The organism is Pseudomonas sp. A-B-19 (assembly GCF_019947515.1).
Taxonomy (GTDB): domain Bacteria; phylum Pseudomonadota; class Gammaproteobacteria; order Pseudomonadales; family Pseudomonadaceae; genus Aquipseudomonas.
The window spans coordinates 120,348-139,553 of the sequence record NZ_JAGYGN010000004.1; the positions used below are offsets into that span (position 1 = coordinate 120,348).

The window sequence follows — 19,206 nt, forward strand, 5'->3', positions numbered from 1 at the left end:
TCCCTTCCCGGTTCGGAACCTTTCATGAGCAACAACAGCAAGACCCAGCCCGCATCAGGCAGCGCCGAACCGCATTTCCTCGGCACGCGCATTCGCGGCCTGCGCAAGCGCCGGGGCATGACCCTGGCGGAACTGGCGCAACAGAGCGAACTCACCGCCGGCTACATCAGCCAGCTGGAGCGCAACCTGGCCTACCCGTCGATCCCGGCGCTGTTCAACATTGCCCGCAGCCTCGGTGTCACCATCCAGTGGTTCTTCGCCAGTGAAGCGGTCACCGCGCCCGAAGACGATGGTGTGGTGGTGCGCAAGAACAGCCGCCTGAACGTGCATTACGAAGACGGCATCGTCGACCAGTTGCTGACCCCGCAAGCCAACCGCCAGCTGGAAATGCTCCACTCGCGTTTCCCGCCCGGTACCTACAGCCAGCAAAGCTACAGCCACGATGGTGAAGAAGCCGGTTACCTGCTGTCCGGCAGTTTTGAGCTGTGGGTCGGCGAGCGCCATTTCCAGCTCAATGAAGGCGACAGCTTCAGCTTTTCCAGCCAGGAGCCGCATCGCTATGGCAACCCCGGTGAGGTGGATGCGGTGGTGATCTGGGTGATTACGCCGCCGACGTTTTAACGCCGGCCGCGTCCGGTTGGCTGCGCGACACTCGCACGCTTGAGCGTGTCGCTCGGCAGCTCCTGGAACAGCGCACGGTAGCTGCTGGAAAACCGCCCCAGGTGCCAGAACGACCAGTGCATCGCCACCTCGGCCACGGTGGTCTGTGCCGGCGTGCAACTGAGCAGTTCACGCCGGGCGCTGTTCAGGCGACGCAGGCGCAGCCATTGGGTCGGCGACATGCCGGTGTAGGTCTTGAACGCATGCTGCAACTGGCGCAGCGAAACCCCCGCGACCTGGGACAACTCCAGCAGGTTGAGGTGTTCTTCCGGGGTGTCCGCCGCCCATTCCCCTACCCGCTTCATAATCGACCGCTCCCCGGCCCGACGCTGCAAGGCCCCTTGGTCGAGGCCGACACAGGCGTTGTCGAGAATGAACAGGCAGTCTTCCAGCAGTTGCTGGGTCAGCGCTTCGCGGCTCGGTGGATCGAAAGTCTGCGACAGCCGCGTCAAGGTCCCGCTGAGCCAGCGGCAGAACAGCGCGCTCTGCCGGGAATTGAGCGGCGCCATGAACAGCCCTTCGAGCCGGGCGACATCCAGACTATGACGCTTTACGAACTCCGGGCCGAACACCACGGCGATTTCCTGGTAGTTCTCCGGGGTGATCCAGATGTTGCGGCTTTCGCCATTGAGCACGTACAGCGCATTGTCGCCGCGATCGAAACAGAACGACAACGAACCCTGGGGCGCGCTGAAGTTCTGCTCGACCCGGGTGTTCATCGACTCTTCGTAAATCTCCACGCCCTGCAGATCCAGATAGCGCACCAGACCCGCGAAATGCCCCGGCGACATCTGCTGGTATTGCTGCACCCAACCCGGCGTGGCGCGGATTTGCTCGGCGACATCGGCGGTGTTGAAAGCTTGGACCTGGAAGGAACTGGAACCTGTCATGGGGCGACCTTACGCACTCTTTTGGTGCGCTTTGTGCTGCTTAAAGTGGATAGATGGAACCGCAAGGCTCGCCCAAGATAGACGTCAACGCGCTACAGGGGAAGTGTCCGGCGGATGAAACCGGCCTCTCCTGGCGTTAATAAAACCAATAACGAGGTCTTTATGAATGTCCCTTTCGATCAGCTGTTCACTTGGCTGAAAGATCACAAGATTACCGAAGTCGAGTGCGTCGTCAGCGACCTGACCGGCATTGCACGCGGCAAAATCGCACCCACCAACAAGTTCCTGCATGAGCGAGGCATGCGCCTGCCGGAAAGTGTGCTGTTGCAAACGGTAACCGGGGACTTTGTCGACGACGACATCTACTACGACCTGCTCGACCCGGCCGACATCGACATGGTCTGCAAGCCGGATGCGGACGCCGTTTATGTGGTGCCGTGGGCCATCGAGCCGACCGCCATCGTGATCCACGACACCTTCGACAAGTTCGGCAACCCGATCGAACTGTCGCCGCGCAACGTGTTGAAAAAAGTCCTGCAGTTGTACACCGACAAGGGCTGGCGGCCGATTGTGGCACCGGAAATGGAGTTCTACCTGACCCAGCGCTGTGAAGACCCGGACTTGCCGCTCAAGGCGCCGATGGGCCGTTCTGGCCGGGCCGAAAGCGGGCGCCAGTCGTTCTCCATCGATGCGGCCAACGAATTCGACCCGCTGTTCGAAGACGTCTACGACTGGTGCGAGCTGCAAGGTCTGGACCTCGATACGCTGATCCACGAAGACGGTCCGGCACAGATGGAAATCAACTTCCGTCATGGCAACGCACTGGACCTGGCCGACCAGATCACCGTGTTCAAGCGCACCATGCGTGAGGCGGCGCTCAAGCACAACGTGGCGGCAACCTTCATGGCCAAGCCGGTCGGCGACGAGCCGGGCAGCGCCATGCACCTTCACCAGAGCGTGGTGGACATTGCCACCGGCCAGCCGATCTTTGCCGATGCCGATGGCAATATGAGCGAGCTGTTCCTGCACCACATTGGCGGCCTGCAGAAGTACATCCCGAAAGTGCTGCCGATGTTCGCGCCGAACGTCAACTCGTTCCGCCGCTTCCTGCCGGACACCTCTGCACCGGTCAACGTCGAATGGGGCGAAGAAAACCGCACCGTCGGCCTGCGCGTGCCGACCTCGAGCCCCGACGCGATGCGTGTCGAGAACCGTCTGCCGGGCGCTGACGCCAACCCTTACCTGGCCATCGCCGCCAGCCTGCTGTGCGGTTACCTGGGCATGGTCGAGCGCATCGAACCGAGTGCCGCGGTAGAGGGCCGCGCCTATGAGCGTCGCAACCTGCGCCTGCCGATCACCATCGAGGACGCCCTGACCCAGATGGAAGAATGCGACACCATCGACCGCTACCTGGGCAGCAAGTTCGTGCGCGGCTATGTCGCGGTCAAACGCGCCGAGCACGAGAACTTCAAACGGGTGATCAGTTCGTGGGAGCGTGAGTTCCTGATGCTCAGCGTCTGAGATCTTCGCTGTCTGTAACGGCCTCATCGCGAGCAAGCTCGCTCCCACAGGGCAACGCATTTCAAATGTGGGAGCGAGCTTGCTCGCGATGAGGGCCGATAGACCACCAAAGAATCACCTGAAAAATCCAATAACTCCAAGAGGTGTCGATATGCGTCTATTGAAATCCATGGTCCCGGCCGCGCTGGCGGTTCTGTGCAGCGCCGTTGCCCAGGCTCAGCCCCAGGTCAGTGTCTACAACTGGACCGACTACATCGGCGAAACCACCCTCGTCGACTTCCAGGCGAAAACCGGGATCAAGGTGATCTACGACGTATTCGATTCCAACGAAACCCTGGAAGGCAAGCTGCTTGCCGGTCGTACCGGGTATGACGTGGTGGTGCCGTCCAACCACTTTCTCGCCCGCCAGGTAAAAGCCGGCGCGTTCCTCAAGCTCGATCGCGAGCAACTGCCGAACTTCAAGAATCTCGACCCGAAACTGCTGGCGCTGCTGGAGAAAAACGATCCGGGCAACGAACATTCGGTGCCATATCTGTGGGGCACCAACGGCATCGGCTATAACGTCGACAAGGTCAAGGCTGTGCTGGGCATCGACAAGATCGACTCCTGGGCCGTGCTGTTCGAACCTGAAAACATCAAGAAGCTCAGCGCCTGCGGCGTGTCGATGATGGACTCGGCAGACGAAGTGTTCCCCGCGATGCTCAACTACATGGGCATGGACCCGCGCAGCGAAAACCCCGAAGACTTCAAAAAGGCCGAAGCCAAGCTGCTGCAGATCCGCCCTTACATCACCTACTTCCACTCCTCCAAGTACGTCTCGGACCTGGCCAACGGCGATATCTGCGTGGCCTTCGGTTACTCGGGCGACGTGTTCCAGGCCGCCAACCGCGCCAGGGAAGCCAAGAACGGCGTGAACATCGCCTACGCCATTCCCAAGGAAGGCGCCAACCTGTGGTTCGACTTGCTGGCCACCCCCGCCGACGCCAGCAATCCGAAAGAAGCCCACGCCTTCATCAACTACCTGCTGGACCCGCAAGTGATTGCCAAGGTCAGCGGGTCGGTCGGTTATGCCAACCCGAACCCGGCCGCCAAGCAGTACATGGACCCTGAACTGGTCAGCAATCCCGAGGTTTATCCGTCCCAGGAAGTCCTCGACAAACTCTACATCTCCACCACGCCGCCGCAGTCGATCATGCGCCTGATGACCCGCTCGTGGAGCAAAGTGAAGTCCAACAAATGAATCAGTACACCAAGGAACACACCCTCTCCTGGTACGCGGCTTCCGCCAGGGGCATGCGGCAGCGCCCCGCGCTGACCTCGGACCTTGAGGCCGACGTCTGCGTGGTCGGCGCGGGTTTCACCGGCATCAACACCGCCATCGAACTGGCCCAGCGCGGGCTCTCGGTGGTCCTGCTGGAGGCCCGACGGATTGGCTGGGGCGCCAGCGGGCGCAACGGCGGCCAGTTGATTCGAGGCATCGGTCATGACGTCAGCGGTTTCGCCAGGCACATCGGCGCCGATGGCGTGCAATACCTGGAACACGCCGGGACCGAATCGGTGCAGGTCGTGGCCAATCGCATCCGCCAACACAACATCGATTGCGACCTGCGCTGGGGCTTTTGCGAACTGGCCAATACCCCGGCCCAGTTCAAGGCGCTCAAGGCCGAGCAGGCAGAGCTGATCGAGTCCGGCTACGCCTTTGAAACCCGACTGGTCGCGCCCGAGCATATCCGTGAACAGGTGGTGAACTCCGGCGTGTATGCCGGGGGCCTGGTCGATATGGGCTCGGGACATTTGCATCCGCTGAACCTGGCGCTCGGTGAAGCGAAGGTTGCCGAGTCCCTTGGCGTGCAGATCTTCGAGCAGAGCCCGGTGCTGGAATTGATCCATGGCAGCACGGTACAGGTCCGTTGCGCCGCTGGCACAGTGCGCGCCGGCACGTTGGTGCTGGCTTGTAACGCGCATCTCGAAGAGCTCGAACCGAAGCTCAGCGGCAAGGTGCTCCCGGCGGGCAGCTACATCATCGCCACCGAACCGTTGTCGGAAGAGGCCGCGGCGAAACTGATCCCGCACAACCTCGCGTTGTGCGATCAGAAAGTCGGGCTGGATTACTACCGGCTCTCTGCTGACCGGCGTTTGCTGTTCGGAGGGGCGTGCCATTATTCCGGGCGTGATCCTTCGGACATCAGCGCCTACATGCGCCCGCAGATGCTCAAGGTGTTCCCGCAACTGGCCAAGGCGCGCATCGACTTTCAGTGGGGCGGCAAGATCGGCATCTCGGCCAACCGCTTCCCCCAGGTCGGGCGCTTGAGCCAGCACCCGAACGTGTTTTACGCCCAGGGCTACTCCGGCCATGGCCTGAACGTGACCCACTGGTGCGCAAAATTGTTGGGCGAAGCGATCCATGCCGGCCACAGCAAAGGCTTCGACGTGTTCAGCGCCGTGCCGCACATGACCTTCCCCGGCGGACGCGCCCTGCGTTCACCGTTGCTGGCCCTTGGCATGTTCTGGTATCGGTTGCGGGAAGTGCTGGGTTGACCGGGTAAAGCACTGACCGCTGCTGCAGGCAATGCGGCCCTCTGTAGGAGCGAGCTTGCTCGCGATGGACTCAAGAACGCCGCGTTTAGCCAGTAAATACGCGTTATCGTTAACGACCATCGCGAGCGAGCTCGCTCCTACAATTTCCTTGACTGAACGGCATTGTGCCGTTGCAGGGCTAGTTTGGCATCGGGATAGCGACGCCCTCCTTCTGCAATTCTTCCCGTATCGACTGGAATTTCTGGTACTTGGACAACTCGATCGGCCCGTCGTAGCCCATGCTTTGCAGCTTGCGTGGCGGGTATTTGATGTAGGTCTGCATCAGCTTGTTGATCGCCTGACTGATCGGCACCATGGTCCAGGTGCGCTCGGTGACGTTACTCATGAAGATGTCGTAGCGCTCCTGTGGATCTTGCAGCAAGTCAAAGACTTGCGGTACGACCGCCACGTACTTCGACTCCCCTTTCCAGCCCAGGTTGGTGTCCACGGCGAGGCCGCCGGTCAGCGCACCATTGTCGCCACGCAGGTTGAACACAGCCTTGTAATTGCCTACGCGGGCCGCCCCCGGTGACAACTCGTTTTCGGTGAAGTAGAACCACTCTTTACGTGGGTCGGGGCCAGTGCCGGTGATCACCGGGGTCATGTCGTAGCTGTCGAAATAGATCGGCTGACCTTCGCGGTCCTTTTCCGGCAACTTGATGCCGGCCACCGAGGCGAAGGTCGCCATCAAATCGAGGCCGCCGAGAATGTCGTGGTTCTTGGCGTTCGGCTTGATTTTTCCGGGCCAGGTCATGATCGCAGGAACCCGGTTGCCGCCCTCGCGCACGGTGCCCTTGGTGCCACGGAAAGGCGTATAGCCGGCATCCGGGTAAACGTCCTGCCAGGCGCCGTTGTCGGTGGTGTAAACCACCAGCGTGTTCTTATCCAGGCCCAATGCCTTGAGTTTGTCCATGATGTGGCCGATGCGCGTATCCAGCTCGACCACCGAGTCGGCGTACTTGGACTTGGAAATCGACTTGTGAACGAACTCCGGTGCCGGCAGGTTCGGCTGGTGCACTTTCATGAAGTTGACGTTGATGAAGAACGGCTTGTCGGATTTGGCGGCGGTATCGAGGAATTCCAGCGCGGCCTTTTCCACATAACCGTCGAAGTAGGGAATTCCGACTACACCGGGTTTGCCATCGATCACTGGAGTATCAACATACTGGCCATTGATCTTGAACTCTTCGACGGCCTTTTCTCCGGCCTTGCCCGAGAGTGCACCTTTGGTCACTTTGGCAAACATCGCCCGGGTTTCCGGGTCCATGTCGGGGAACCATGTCGGATCGGCGTAGGTGTAGGCATTGAGGTGATAAAGGCCGACGTATTTCATCACGTCATAGCCCTGGGCATTGGGCAACGCGTAGTCGGCTTCACCCAGGTGCCACTTGCCCGTGAAGTAGGTCTCGTAGCCACCCGTCTTGAGCACCGAGGCCAGCGTCCACTCAGCGGCTGGCAAACCGCCGCCCTGGCCCTGGAAGGCCACGGTGGTCATGCCGCTGCGATTGGGAATGCGCCCGGTCTGCATGGCGGCTCGCCCTGGCGTGCAGCTCGGTTGCGCGTAGAACGAATAAAAGGTTGTGCCTTCAGCGGCCAGTTCATCGATGCTGGGGGTCGGCATGCCGCGGCCGACACCGCCGCCATAGGGCCCCAGATCACCGTAACCGGTGTCGTCGGACACGATGAACAGGATGTTGGGTTTTTCTGTTTGTGCTGCCTGGGCCATACCGTTAAGCGCTATCAGTAATGAACCTGCAATGTAGAACCTTGAGCGATGCGAGAGTCTTTTCATGGCGACCTTCCATTATCGGGACGGATCCTTGTGGCCGGCTACTTGTTTTCAAGCAATCCGTGGCCGGACCCTGGTGAGTTACCCCAAAACCATGCCCTCTGATTAGTTCCAAGCGTTCAACTGCCAAAAAAATGAAAAGCCTGTTGCTACTCAAGGCACCCGATCCAGCCTAGTACGGTTATTATCAAAACGCGCATTGCCGGCAAAAGAATCAAAAATCGTTCGTCGCTTGTCTCCCCATGAAATACCTTGGGCCGAGTCATCCCCAGGCGGCGGATAGTGTTAAGGTTGCGACTTTCGATTTGCTCAATCGCAAGTCACTTCTATATTGAGGGGGTGCTCTGAACTTCCTGCCTTCTGTCGAGCTTGCCCCATGGCATCTACTGATCAACTGATCATCTGCGAGCACTGCGACAGCGTTTACCAGAAAGTCACGCTCGCCAAGCATCAGAAAACCCTGTGTACGCGCTGTGGCGGCGTACTTCAGCGCTATAACGGTCTCACGGTGGAGCAGCGTCTTGCCTTGACCTTCACGGCGTTGATGCTCTGGATATTCGCCAATTTCTATCCGGTGATGAGCATCAGCCTCAAAGGCGTGAAGAACAGTGCAACGCTCTGGGACTCAGTGCTGGCCCTGAGCCTGGGGCCTATCACGTTCATCGCCATGGTGGCGGCAATCGCCATGGTCCTCGCGCCGGTTTTCCAGCTGTTGCTGCTGATCTGGGTGCTGGGCTTCGCCCTCGCCCGGCAACGCTCGCCCGGATTCAAATTCTGCATGCGCTGGCTGGAAACCCTGAGGCCCTGGAGCATGCTCGAAGTCTGCCTGCTGGGCGCCATGGTCGCGGTGATCAAGCTCGCCGGTCTGCTCGATGTGTTGCCCGGCATAGGGCTGTTCGCCCTGGCGGCGCTGAGCCTGATGATGATCCGCATCGCCGGGCGCGATATCCGCGAACTATGGGACATCGTATGAACACGCCTCCGTACGCCGACGAACTCAACCTGTGCCTGTGTCACACCTGCGGACTCGCCTGCGACATGACGGGCGAACCTCACGAATGCGAACGCTGCGGCGCGCCTTTGCATCGACGCAAGACCAATGCCTTGACCCGGACCTGGGCCTACATGATCGCCGCCCTGGTGTTTTACATCCCCGCCAATCTGCTGCCGGTAATGAACACCAAAATGGTCGGCCATGGCGCCGACAGCACGATCATGAGCGGCGTGCTGGAGTTCTGGGAAGCTGGAGCCTGGGACATCGCCCTGATCATTTTCATTGCCAGTATCGCGGTGCCGGGCATCAAGTTCGTCGCCATCACGCTGTTGCTGGTCACCGTGCAACGCGATAGCGAGTGGGCACGTAAAGAGCGGTCGACGCTGTACCGCTTCGTCGAGGTCATCGGTTACTGGTCGATGCTTGATGTGATCGTGGTCGCCCTGGTGGCCTCGCTGGTGAAATTCCAGGCCCTGGCCGACATCGAACCACGCCCGGGCATTCTGTTTTTTGGTCTGGTGGTGGTGTTCACCATGCTGTCGGCCATGAGTTTCGATCCACGCATGATCTGGGATAAAGAACGGGAAAACCCACACAATGAGGAGGTCACGGATGAAGTCACAAGCCACTGACGGGCCGCAAGCCCCCGGGCCGGCACCGATCAAGACCAGCCGTTTCAGCGTTTCGCTGGTCTGGATCGTACCGATCGTCGCGGTGCTGGTGGGTATTTCGCTGGTGGTTCACAGCATTTTGCAGCAAGGCCCGACCATCGTTGTCACGTTCAAGACCGGGGACGGCCTGACCGCCAATAAAACCGAGGTCAAATACCGCAATGTCGTGATTGGCCATGTCTCGGATGTGGAATTGAGCGCTGACCAGAAGAGCGTCAACGCCACCATCAAACTGGAAAAGCAGGCCGAAAGCTTTACCCGCGAAGACTCGCAGTTCTGGGTCGTGCGGCCGCGCATTGGCGCTGGCGGTGTGTCCGGCATCGATACGCTGCTGTCGGGCGATTACATCGGTGCCGATATCGGCCAGGCCAACGGCCGGGCAAAACACTTCATGGGGCTGGAGAACCCGCCGCCCATCACCTACGGCGAGCCGGGCAAGCGTTTCACCCTGTTCACCCAAGACCTGGGGTCGCTGGATATCGGCTCTCCGGTCTACTACCGCAAGATCCCGGTGGGTCAGGTGGTGGCCTACGCGCTGGACCCGGATGGCAAGGGCGTGAACATCGAGCTGTTCATTCATGCCCCCAATGACAAGTACGTCACTGAAAACACCCGTTTCTGGAACGCCAGCGGCATTGACGTGAACGTCGGCGCCAACGGTTTTGCGGTCAAGACCGAATCGTTGTCTTCCTTGCTGGTGGGCGGCATTGCCTTCCGCGCGCCCGACTACAGCCCTGACGATAAGCCTGCGGCTGCCGAGTACGCCTACGAACTGTTCGAAGACCAGCAAACCGCCCTCGCCCCGCCAAACGGCAAACCGCAGTACCTGGCCATGCGTTTCGATCAGGCAATGCGAGGGCTCAAAGTCGATGCACCGGTGGAATTCCTCGGCGTGGACATCGGCAAGGTGGTGGCGGTCAATCTGGATTACGACGAGAAAACACGCTCCTTTCCGGTCAATGTCGGCATCGTGATTTACCCGCAACGCCTGGGCCAGGCCCACCTCAAAATGCTCAAGGCGCTCAATCATGATCCCAATGACGAAGCCGGGAGTGTGCGTCTGATTGGCACCTTTATCGAAAACGGCCTGCGTGCCCAGGCCCGCACTGGCAACTTCCTGACAGGCCAGTTGTACATCTCCCTGGACTTCTACCCCAAGGCTGACAAAGTCGCCTTCGATACAGCGGCCCGCCCGGTCATGATTCCGACCCTTCCCGGCAGCCTCGAGCAATTGCAGGAAAAACTCGAATCCATGGTCGACAAGATCAACAAACTGCCGATCGAGCGTATTGCCGGCAATCTCGACGGCAATCTCGTCGAACTGCGCAAAGGCATGATGCAATTCAACGGCAAGATCCTGCCGGGCGTGCAGACCACCCTGGCGGACGTCAGCAAGACCCTGATAACGGCCAATTCGACCTTGCAATCCGCCGGTTCGACCTTGGCCGAGGACTCGCCGCAACGGGAAAAACTGGGGCAGACGCTGGATGAACTGGCGCGCACGTCAAGATCCTTGCGTGACCTTTCGGATTACCTGGGGCGGCATCCGGATTCGCTGCTTCGCGGCCGTCCGAACAATGCCGCCCCCGTGGATCTGCAAGGGCCACCGCGCAATTGAACACAGGAGCAACACCCATGGCTTTTCCGCTGAAGCTCACACTGGTCACCGCGATGTTGCTGCTCGCCGCTTGCCGCAGCGACCCGATTCAATTCCACACCCTGACCCCGGCCCAGGCGGGCGATTACTCAAGGACCAGCGTCGGGGCGATTCAGATCGAGACGATCAGCGTGCCGCCCCAGGTCGATCGAGCGCAGATCGTCATTCGCGAGGGCAACAGTGGCCTGGCAATCCTGGAATACCAATGGTGGGGCGCGACGCTCGTGGACGAATTGCGCAGTGCGCTGGCGGATCAATTGAGTAACAGTCCCGCAAAGGGCAAATATTCAGTGCGGGTCGATGTGCAGCGTTTTGACTCGGTTCCCGGTCAATACGCGTTGATGGACGTGGAATGGCGCCTGCGCGGTACAGGCACCGGTGACACGGCACGGGTTACTTGCCGCAGCACCCTGCAAACGCCGTCAGGCGCGAACATCGATGACCTGGTGCTTGCCCAGCAAAACAACGTCAAACGCCTGGCCGCGCTAATCAGCCAGGCTGCCGTCAGACCACAGGTGAACTGCCCTTCGCCCTGAACGGGTTTGCTCCGTGCGGATTAACGGCGGCAAGTTCGTCGTTAATCCGATTCCTCATGTCCCTTCTGTTTCCCGCTGTCACCCCCACATTAGAGCAACAGATAACCATTCCCAGTCACTACCTGATTGCTCGTCGGAATTCCCGCTGCATTTTTTTCACATTCCGTTCACCGTTCCGACACCTGTGCACATTTAACGTGGGCCGCAAATAATTCGCTGAACTCAGGTGCTGTTTCAGGTTTTGTTCAACAGCACTTCCGTGGCGCTTCAATGGGTGAAAAAAACTTGGGCAACTCTGTCTCGCGTAAACCGTCTTCGTGCCTGTCTAAAAAGGTCGTGACCATGGGGGCGCTGACCCTCGCCGTGCTAGCCACCTGCTTTGTCCTGTGGCCGAAATCACCGGCCAACCTGGCCCATGAGGGCGCGCAAGCCCGGGCCCAATTGCTGCAACTATGGAGTGCCGGCGAGATCGCGGTGCTGCTTCGTCATGCCGAGCGGTGCGACCGTTCCAGCAATCCCTGCCTGGGCCCGACTGACGGCATTACCCGCGTCGGCAGTGAAGCGGCCGCCGGTGTCGGGCAAGGCCTTGCACGCCTGGGTTTGACGCAAGCCGACATCCTCACCAGCCCGGTGACACGCACCGTGCAGACCGCGCATTACATGTTCAACAGCGACCCACGAACCCAGGAGTGGCTGGCAACCTGCGGCACAACCCTGCGTAACGATGTCGTGGCGCACAAGGTGGCGCACCGTAACCTGGTGCTGATGACCCACAGCGGTTGCATCGCTGATTTTGAAAAGCAGACCGGCTTCAAGCATTCGGCGAAGGACGCCGAGTACGCCAGCGCGCTGTTTGTCCACATCGATGGTCATGGGCAATTGAAAGTGCTCGGCATTGTGAATGCTGAAGACTGGAACACTCTGTTAGAAGAAAAGAACTGAAATCATTACGGACCGAGAGCTTTGGCAATGAGTTGCTTCAAGCCGGACTGAATGGAACCTGAACAGAACGGCGAGAAGTGTGATTGAACTTCTTGCCGTTCAATATCATTCCGGTTTTCTCTCTCACCAGTCTCAGTGCCAGGGTCAAGACATGACGTCAAATCAGCCACTGCCAGATCTTGCTGGCCATTCTTTGCGCCTGCACGCCCCACCCGCGCCGACCATCGAGCGTAGCGAGCGCTGGATGCTATTGGCGTTGTTATCGGCGTTCATCGTGTTCTACTTGCTGCCGCTGATGAGCCACAGCCTGTGGATTCCCGACGAAACCCGTTACGCCCAGATCAGCCAGGAAATGCTGCAGGACGGGAACTGGATCTCGCCGCATTTGATGGGCCTGCGCTATTTCGAAAAACCGATTGCCGGGTACTGGATGATTGCCATCGGCCAGGCGGTGTTCGGTGACAACCTGTTCGGGGTGCGCATCGCCTCAGCGTTGAGTACCGGGCTGAGCGTGTGGCTGATCTACCTGATTGCCCGCCGGTTCTGGGGCGATCCACGCAAAAGCTTCGCCTGCGCGCTGCTCTACATGAGCTTCGGGCTGATTGCCGGTCAGGCCGGGTACGCCAACCTCGATCCGCAGTTCACCCTGTGGGTCAACCTGAGCCTGGTTTCCCTGTGGTTTGCCATCGACAGTCGCAGCACTCGCGCCCGCATGGGATTCTGGGCGCTGCTGGGCATCGCCTGCGGCATGGGCTTCATGACCAAGGGCTTTCTGGCCTGGCTGCTGCCAGCGGTGATCACCCTGCCCTACATGCTCTGGCAACGTCGCCTGGGCGAACTGTTGCGTTACGGGCCACTGGCTGTTGTGGTCGCCGCGGCAGTCTGCTTGCCCTGGGCATTGGCCATCCATCATCAGGAACCGGACTTCTGGAATTTCTTCTTCTGGAACGAGCACGTACGCCGCTTCGCCGCCGACAATGCGCAACACGCCCGCGCGTGGTGGTTCTACCTGCCGATGCTGGTCGTTTCCGCCCTGCCCTGGGCTGTGTTGTTGCCGACAACGCTCATCCAGGCCTGGAATGACAAGCGTAAGCCTGTCGGCGGTTTTCTCCTGCTCTGGTTGTTGTTGCCATTGGCGATTTTCAGCATGAGCAGCGGCAAGCTGCCGACCTACATCATGCCGTGCCTGTTGCCGCTGGCGCTGCTGATGGGGCATGCGTTGACGGGCCTGCTGGAGCAAAAACGGGTACGGACGATTCGCGTCAATGGATGGCTCAACGTCGTCATTGCCACGACGGCCCTGATTGCTTTGCTGTACCTGCAACTGAGCAAGGAGATTTTCGAGAACACCGAGATGTTCAGCCTGTCCCTGGCGTTTATCGTGCTGCTGGGCTGGATCATCGTTAACGCCCTGCAAATCCTGCGGCCATTGACGTTATGGGCGATGCCGGCCCTCGGCAGCTGGCTGCTGGTGGCATTGCTGCCCGCCGCCATGCCGGGCCAGATCGTCGACAGCAAGATGCCCGACCGGTTTATCGCCGAGCACCTGGACAGTTTGAACCAGACCACCTCGCTGCTGAGCAACGACCTGGGTGCGGCCTCGGCCTTGTCGTGGCTGACCAGACGACCGCAAGTAGCGCTCTACAATGTCGTGGGTGAAATGAAATACGGCCTGCAGGATCCCGCCGCCGCCTCGCGCAAAGTGTCCCTGCAGGAGGTCGGACACTGGATGACCGAGGCGCGTAGAAAGGGCTCGGTCGGGGTGGTGATGAGAGTCAACAGCGTCGATGAGATTCAGGAGGTCGAGGCACTGCCCACCGACGGCCAGCGTTATCGGCGCGGCAATCTGCAGGTCCTGATCTTCCCGCAAATCCAGCCCTGACAAGTAGACGCAAACAAACCGGGTGGCCAAAGCGGCCTCTCGGTTTTTTCGTTTTTGCCTCGTTTAAGCGACAAGTCGAACCACAATGGGCGCAGCGCTGCTAATCTGAATGAAAATTACATGTATTTACGGTTATTTTTACGTTATTTTCTCATTTGGATCTCTACATTCCCTGCAATTCAAGTCATGCAAATGATTCGCATTGGTTTACAAGCGCTTAAATGCGTATGACTTTCAAAAAAATGCACCAGGAGCAGCCCGCAGAATGATTCCCAACATCCCTTCGTTCTTGAAAAAGGCCCTGCTGGCCACCGCTTTGCTGAGCGCCGGCCAGGTCTATGCCGCCGACTCCGTGGGTATCGTGGTGTACAACGCGCAACACGAAGGCCTGACCAAGGCCTGGGTCGAGGGCTTTACCCAGGAAACCGGTATTCCCGTCACCCTGCGTAACGGCGATGACACCGAGATGGGCAACCAGATCGTGCAGGAAGGCGCGGCTTCTCCGGCGGACGTATTCCTGACCGAAAACTCCCCGGCCATGGTGCTGGTCGACAACGCCGGTCTGTTTGCGCCTGTCGATAAAGCCACGCTGGAGCAGGTTGATTCCGCCTACCGCCCGGCCCACGGCAAATGGGTAGGGATCGCCGCGCGCTCCACGGTGTTCGTCTATAACCCGAGCAAACTGCCGGAAACCGACCTGCCGAAATCGATCATGGACCTGGCCGATCCGAGCTGGAAAGGACGCTGGGCCGCCTCGCCAGGCGGTGCTGACTTCCAGGCCATCGTCGCTGCCATCCTGGAACAAAAGGGTGAAGCCGCCACGCTGGATTGGCTAAAGGGGATGAAAACCAACTACGCCAACTACCGCGGCAACAGCTCGGTACTCAAGGCAGTGAATGCCGGGCAGATCGACAGCGGCGTGATCTACCACTATTACAGTCTGGTGGATCAATCCAAGACCGGCGAAAACAGCAAAAACACCGCCCTGCACTATTTCAAGCACAAAGATCCGGGCGCTTTTGTTAGCATCTCCGGCGGCGGCGTCCTCGCTTCCAGCCAACACAAAGAACAAGCCCAGGCGTTTCTCAAATTCATTACCGGCAAGGATGGCCAGGCCGTCCTGAAAAACGGCAAGTCGTTCGAGTACGCCGTGGGCAAGAACGCTGAATCCAACCCTAAACTGGTGCCTCTGCAGCAACTCGACGCGCCGACTGTCGATGCTTCTAAACTCGACAGCAAAAAAGCCGTGGAGCTGATGACACAGGCCGGACTGCTCTAATTGATACCTGAAACCCTGCCTGCGGGGGTCGTTGAGGCGACACCCGCACAATTGCGCCGACGATCCCGCGGAGTCTTCGCGGGACGTGGCGGTGTATGGGTGATCGGTCTGTCGGTGCTGGTTTCATTACTGGCACTGCTTCCGATCGCTTACGTTATTGGCGTGTCCCTGCAGACAGGCTGGTCAACCGTCGTGACCCTGGTGTTCCGCCCCCGGGTTGGCGAACTGCTGGTCAATACCGTGTTGCTGGTGCTGCTGACGATTCCGTTGTGCGTGGCGCTGGGAGTGACACTGGCGTGGCTCACGGAACGTACGAATTTGCCCGGACGACGCTGGTGGTCGCTGTTGGCCACCGCTCCGCTGGCGGTGCCCGCGTTCGTTCACAGCTACGCCTGGGTCAGCCTGGTGCCACCGATTCACGGCTTGTTTGCCGGTGTCCTGGTCTCGGTCATCGCCTATTTCCCGTTCCTGTATTTGCCGGTGGCGGCCACCTTGCGCCGACTCGACCCGGCCATAGAAGACGTCGCCGAATCCATGGGGCTCAAACCCTGGAAAGTATTTTTCCGCGTGGTGTTGCCGCAATTGCGTCTGGCAATCTGCGGTGGCGCCTTGCTGGTCGGCCTGCACCTTCTGGCCGAATACGGCCTGTACGCGATGATCCGCTTCGACACCTTTACCACCGCGATCTTCGATCAGTTCAAATCGACGTTCAACGGTGCAGCGGCGCACATGCTGGCCAGCGTGCTGGCATTGTGTTGCCTGGCGATGTTGACGGCCGAATCCGCTGCCCGGGGTTCGGCGCGTTACGCTCGTGTCGGTTCGGGAAGCGCCCGGGAGCAACGGGTCGTGTGCCTGAAACCGGCATCCACCCTGCTTTCCCTGACGCTGCAAATCGTGACCTGCGCCCTGGCCCTGGGCGTGCCCTTGATCACCTTGGGTAAATGGCTGATCGCCGGGGGCGTGGAAGTCTGGGACATGGCTGAATTGCTGCCCGCCCTGGAGCAAACCCTGCTGCTCGGCGTCGCTGGCGCGGCGCTGACCACTTGCGCGGCGATCCCGATCGCCTGGCTGTCGATCCGCTACCCCGGCCGACTGCAACGAGTGCTGGAAAGCTGCAACTACATCACCAGTTCCCTGCCGGGAATTATCGTGGCGCTGGCACTGGTGACCATCACGATCCATTTTGCCCGGCCGATTTACCAGACCACCTTCACCGTGCTGCTGGCGTACCTGCTGATGTTCTTGCCCCGCGCCCTGGTGAGCCTGCGCGCAGGCATTGCCCAGGCCCCGGTGGAGCTGGAAAACATTGCCCGCAGCCTGGGCCGCTCGCCGGCCCGGGCACTGTGGCTGATCACCTTGCGCCTGGCCGCGCCGGGGGCTGCCGCCGGCGCGGCGCTGGTGTTCCTGGCGATTACCAATGAATTGACCGCCACCCTGCTGCTGGCCCCGAATGGCACCCGCACCCTGGCGACCGGATTCTGGGCCATGACCAGCGAAATCGATTACGCGGCCGCAGCGCCTTACGCCTTATTGATGGTTGTGCTGTCGCTTCCATTGACCGGACTTCTTTATCACCAATCGAAAAAAACGGCTGGCCGATGAACACTCTTGAATTGAATGCCCTCTACAAGTCCTATGGCGCCCATTGCGCCCTGGACAACGTTAGCCTGTCGGTACCCAGCGGCAGTCGCACGGTGATCGTCGGCCCTTCCGGCTCCGGTAAAACCACGTTACTGCGGATGATTGCCGGCTTCGAATTCCCCGACGCCGGGCGTCTATCGTTCAACGGTCAGACCCTCGTCGACGGCACCCACGAAGTGCCGGCCCATCAACGTCTGATCGGCTATGTGCCACAGGATGGCGCACTCTTTCCACACATGACCGTGTCTGCGAACATCGGCTTCGGCCTGGCGACCAAGGGCACTGCAAAACAACAGCGAATCGCCGAACTGATGGACAGCGTGGCGCTGGACGCGAAGATGGCCGAGCGCTGGCCTCACGAGTTGTCCGGTGGCCAGCAACAGCGCGTGGCCCTGGCCCGAGCCCTGGCGCAACAGCCACGGCTGATGCTGCTGGACGAGCCGTTCTCGGCGCTCGATACCGGATTGCGCGCGGCGATGCGCAAGATGGTTGCGAGGCTGCTGGAAGACGCGGGCGTCACCACCATTCTGGTCACCCATGACCAGAGTGAAGCCCTGTCGTTCGCCGACCAGTTGGCAGTGATGCGCCATGGCCGACTGGTCCAGTCAGGGCACCCGCTGGACCTCTACCGCTACCCCGAAGACGAACAGACCGCACTGTTTCTGGGGGATGCCGTGGTCATGCCCGCGCGCATCGAGGCCGGTTGGGCCCATTGCGACCTGGGGCGGATCCCGGTCAACAACCACCGCAACAACCACTCGGCGCAGATCATGCTGCGCCCCGAACAGCTGCAAGTTGCCAGCATTCTGCCCAGTGACCCGCAAGACAGCGGTTGCCGGGCCGTGGTCACCGATCGGGACTTCAGCGGCAACACCTGCACGCTGACGGTGGAACTCCAGCCATTGACCGGCCGCGAGCAACCGGGCCGATCACTGCTGGTGCGCAGTTCAGGCATGTATGCACCACCCGCCGGCAGCTCGGTTCAGGTCTCGACCATCGGCCATGCCCATGTGCTGAGCGAGGCGTGATCGTTCACAGATCGAATCGATCCACCGCCCGACGCCGCTCGTTGTCATCGCGCACATCGTAGTTGGCCGTGGTCTGGATGTTGCTGTGATGTGCCAGTTTCTGCGCAATCGACAAGTCATGCTCTTCGATCACCCGGGTTATGAATGAACGCCGGAAATCGTGGGGCATGATTTTCACCCCGACCTGCGCGCCCCGCTGCCGGGCGATGTAATAGATCGCATGTTTGGTAATGCGCTCACGGGTGATATGGCTGCCCCGGCGGATGCGGTTGAACAGAAACGGGTCGTCCGCCTCTCCTTCCTTGAGCAATGAACGGCGCAGTTCGAGCCAGGCTTCAAGCTTGGCAAAGGCCCAGGCCGGGGCGTACTTGATCAATTGCTTGTTGCCCTTGGCCGTCACCCGCAGACTGCGCTCGGTGAAATCGACCTGGTCCAGTTCCAGGTTCACCGATTCGGATTTGCGCATTCCAGAACCGTACAGAATCCCGATGATCGCGGCATCCCGCAGGCCTTGCGGACGCGGGTCGGCGGCGCAGACCGCCATCAATTCCTGAATCAGCGTGCGCCTGAGGTTGCGCCCCTGGGACAGCCGTGTACCGGCCATGCCCTTCACCGTACGCATCTTCAACAGATGTTCCTGAGAGATCAGGCTCATGCGCCACGCTTCGTTCATCACCCCACGCACCGCGTTGACATACAGCGAGGAGGTGTTCGGCGCATAGCCATCCGAACGCAAAGTGGCTACCAGCGCGATCACGTCTTCGGGCTGCAGGTTGTGCCAGGGTATCTCTTCGATATCGTGATCTTCGAAGCCCAGGCGGTCGGCGGCATCCTGCAGCACATAACGCATGGTCAGCTGGCTTGACGGTGCCAGTCGCGCCAGATACAGGGTCAGCGGATTGGTGAGGGGCGTGCGTGAATCAGTTACAGGTAAGTCAATCAAACGAAACGGCCTTGAATGAAAACAGTTCAATGAAGCAACTAAGAAGTGAAATAACGATGATGTAAAAGACATTAGAGCTGTAGGACTTTTCCCAAGAACCGCCATACATGGGGGAAGTCTGAACAGCGGCTTAATAGCTTTCAGATAAACGATTCCCCAACCGTTTTTTCATGTTCCTTTCACAAAATCGGGCATA

At 59.9% G+C, this 19,206-nt stretch carries 16 protein-coding genes; 13 read left to right on the top strand and 3 right to left on the bottom strand.

What is annotated here, in order from left to right:
- The first annotated feature begins 24 nt into the window (after positions 1-24).
- On the top strand, positions 25-621 hold the full coding sequence (locus KGA81_RS06175; RefSeq protein WP_223545016.1) for a cupin domain-containing protein: 597 nt from the start codon (positions 25-27) through the stop codon (positions 619-621).
- Here KGA81_RS06175 and KGA81_RS06180 read toward each other — a convergent pair.
- Complete coding sequence (locus KGA81_RS06180; RefSeq protein WP_223545017.1) at positions 618-1,550, bottom strand: helix-turn-helix domain-containing protein; 933 nt, start codon at positions 1,548-1,550, stop codon at positions 618-620. The genes KGA81_RS06175 and KGA81_RS06180 overlap by 4 nt on opposite strands.
- A 162-nt stretch (positions 1,551-1,712) precedes the next feature.
- Here KGA81_RS06180 and KGA81_RS06185 point away from each other — a divergent pair, with 162 nt between their 5' ends.
- The 3 genes from KGA81_RS06185 to KGA81_RS06195 all read left to right on the top strand — a co-directional run bounded on the left by KGA81_RS06185 (position 1,713) and on the right by KGA81_RS06195 (position 5,609).
- On the top strand, positions 1,713-3,071 hold the full coding sequence (locus KGA81_RS06185) for a glutamine synthetase family protein (protein WP_223545018.1): 1,359 nt from the start codon (positions 1,713-1,715) through the stop codon (positions 3,069-3,071).
- A 151-nt stretch (positions 3,072-3,222) separates the two neighbouring features.
- Positions 3,223-4,311 (top strand): polyamine ABC transporter substrate-binding protein, encoded by a 1,089-nt coding sequence (locus KGA81_RS06190; RefSeq protein WP_223545019.1) that lies wholly within the window; start codon positions 3,223-3,225, stop codon positions 4,309-4,311.
- Positions 4,308-5,609 (top strand): NAD(P)/FAD-dependent oxidoreductase, encoded by a 1,302-nt coding sequence (locus KGA81_RS06195; protein ID WP_223545020.1) that lies wholly within the window; start codon positions 4,308-4,310, stop codon positions 5,607-5,609. Before KGA81_RS06190 ends, KGA81_RS06195 begins: the two co-directional genes overlap by 4 nt.
- A gap of 178 nt (positions 5,610-5,787) precedes the next feature.
- On the opposite strand, the gene KGA81_RS06200 is transcribed toward KGA81_RS06195, so the two are convergent.
- Positions 5,788-7,440, bottom strand: coding sequence for an arylsulfatase (locus tag KGA81_RS06200; protein ID WP_223545021.1), 1,653 nt, complete (start codon positions 7,438-7,440; stop codon positions 5,788-5,790).
- A 373-nt stretch (positions 7,441-7,813) separates the two neighbouring features.
- Between KGA81_RS06200 and KGA81_RS06205 the strand changes: the two genes are divergently transcribed.
- From KGA81_RS06205 to KGA81_RS06245, 9 genes are all read left to right on the top strand, one after another.
- Positions 7,814-8,410 carry a paraquat-inducible protein A gene (locus KGA81_RS06205; protein ID WP_223545022.1) on the top strand — a complete coding sequence of 199 codons (597 nt, stop codon included), beginning with the start codon at positions 7,814-7,816 and terminating at the stop codon, positions 8,408-8,410.
- Entirely contained in the window at positions 8,407-9,063 is a 657-nt protein-coding gene (locus tag KGA81_RS06210) for a paraquat-inducible protein A (RefSeq protein ID WP_223545023.1), read from the top strand. The genes KGA81_RS06205 and KGA81_RS06210 overlap by 4 nt, the downstream gene beginning before the upstream one ends.
- Positions 9,044-10,720 (top strand): intermembrane transport protein PqiB, encoded by a 1,677-nt coding sequence (locus KGA81_RS06215; RefSeq protein ID WP_223545024.1) that lies wholly within the window; start codon positions 9,044-9,046, stop codon positions 10,718-10,720. Before KGA81_RS06210 ends, KGA81_RS06215 begins: the two co-directional genes overlap by 20 nt.
- A gap of 17 nt (positions 10,721-10,737) precedes the next feature.
- Positions 10,738-11,295, top strand: coding sequence for a membrane integrity-associated transporter subunit PqiC (locus KGA81_RS06220; RefSeq protein ID WP_223545025.1), 558 nt, complete (start codon positions 10,738-10,740; stop codon positions 11,293-11,295).
- 270 nt (positions 11,296-11,565) lie between these two features.
- Positions 11,566-12,237, top strand: a complete 672-nt coding sequence (locus KGA81_RS06225; RefSeq protein ID WP_411736540.1) for a histidine phosphatase family protein — start codon at positions 11,566-11,568, stop codon at positions 12,235-12,237.
- A 151-nt stretch (positions 12,238-12,388) separates the two neighbouring features.
- On the top strand, positions 12,389-14,119 hold the full coding sequence (gene arnT / locus KGA81_RS06230) for a lipid IV(A) 4-amino-4-deoxy-L-arabinosyltransferase (protein ID WP_223545026.1): 1,731 nt from the start codon (positions 12,389-12,391) through the stop codon (positions 14,117-14,119).
- Positions 14,120-14,384: 265 nt separating this feature from the next.
- Entirely contained in the window at positions 14,385-15,398 is a 1,014-nt protein-coding gene (locus tag KGA81_RS06235) for an iron ABC transporter substrate-binding protein (RefSeq protein ID WP_223545027.1), read from the top strand.
- 51 nt (positions 15,399-15,449) lie between these two features.
- Complete coding sequence (locus tag KGA81_RS06240; protein ID WP_263293249.1) at positions 15,450-17,000, top strand: ABC transporter permease; 1,551 nt, start codon at positions 15,450-15,452, stop codon at positions 16,998-17,000.
- A complete protein-coding gene (locus KGA81_RS06245; RefSeq protein ID WP_223545028.1) occupies positions 16,997-18,067 on the top strand; it encodes an ABC transporter ATP-binding protein in 1,071 nt (356 codons plus the stop codon). The genes KGA81_RS06240 and KGA81_RS06245 overlap by 4 nt, the downstream gene beginning before the upstream one ends.
- A 4-nt stretch (positions 18,068-18,071) precedes the next feature.
- On the opposite strand, the gene xerC is transcribed toward KGA81_RS06245, so the two are convergent.
- Positions 18,072-19,010, bottom strand: coding sequence for a tyrosine recombinase XerC (gene xerC, locus KGA81_RS06250; RefSeq protein ID WP_223545029.1), 939 nt, complete (start codon positions 19,008-19,010; stop codon positions 18,072-18,074).
- Positions 19,011-19,206 lie beyond the last annotated feature (196 nt).

Excerpts from the sequence above, each read along its gene's own strand:
- KGA81_RS06180 (WP_223545017.1), bottom strand. The coding sequence starts at position 1,550 with ATGACAGGTTCCAGTTCCTTCCAGGTCCAAGCTTTCAACACCGCCGAT.
- KGA81_RS06195 (WP_223545020.1), top strand. The coding sequence starts at position 4,308 with ATGAATCAGTACACCAAGGAACACACCCTCTCCTGGTACGCGGCTTCC.
- KGA81_RS06215 (WP_223545024.1), top strand. The coding sequence starts at position 9,044 with ATGAAGTCACAAGCCACTGACGGGCCGCAAGCCCCCGGGCCGGCACCG.
- arnT (WP_223545026.1), top strand. The coding sequence starts at position 12,389 with ATGACGTCAAATCAGCCACTGCCAGATCTTGCTGGCCATTCTTTGCGC.
- KGA81_RS06225 (WP_411736540.1), top strand. The coding sequence starts at position 11,566 with ATGGGTGAAAAAAACTTGGGCAACTCTGTCTCGCGTAAACCGTCTTCG.
- KGA81_RS06245 (WP_223545028.1), top strand. The coding sequence starts at position 16,997 with ATGAACACTCTTGAATTGAATGCCCTCTACAAGTCCTATGGCGCCCAT.
- KGA81_RS06190 (WP_223545019.1), top strand. The coding sequence starts at position 3,223 with ATGCGTCTATTGAAATCCATGGTCCCGGCCGCGCTGGCGGTTCTGTGC.
- KGA81_RS06210 (WP_223545023.1), top strand. The coding sequence starts at position 8,407 with ATGAACACGCCTCCGTACGCCGACGAACTCAACCTGTGCCTGTGTCAC.
- KGA81_RS06235 (WP_223545027.1), top strand. The coding sequence starts at position 14,385 with ATGATTCCCAACATCCCTTCGTTCTTGAAAAAGGCCCTGCTGGCCACC.
- KGA81_RS06200 (WP_223545021.1), bottom strand. The coding sequence starts at position 7,440 with ATGAAAAGACTCTCGCATCGCTCAAGGTTCTACATTGCAGGTTCATTA.
- KGA81_RS06185 (WP_223545018.1), top strand. The coding sequence starts at position 1,713 with ATGAATGTCCCTTTCGATCAGCTGTTCACTTGGCTGAAAGATCACAAG.
- KGA81_RS06175 (WP_223545016.1), top strand. The coding sequence starts at position 25 with ATGAGCAACAACAGCAAGACCCAGCCCGCATCAGGCAGCGCCGAACCG.
- KGA81_RS06220 (WP_223545025.1), top strand. The coding sequence starts at position 10,738 with ATGGCTTTTCCGCTGAAGCTCACACTGGTCACCGCGATGTTGCTGCTC.
- KGA81_RS06205 (WP_223545022.1), top strand. The coding sequence starts at position 7,814 with ATGGCATCTACTGATCAACTGATCATCTGCGAGCACTGCGACAGCGTT.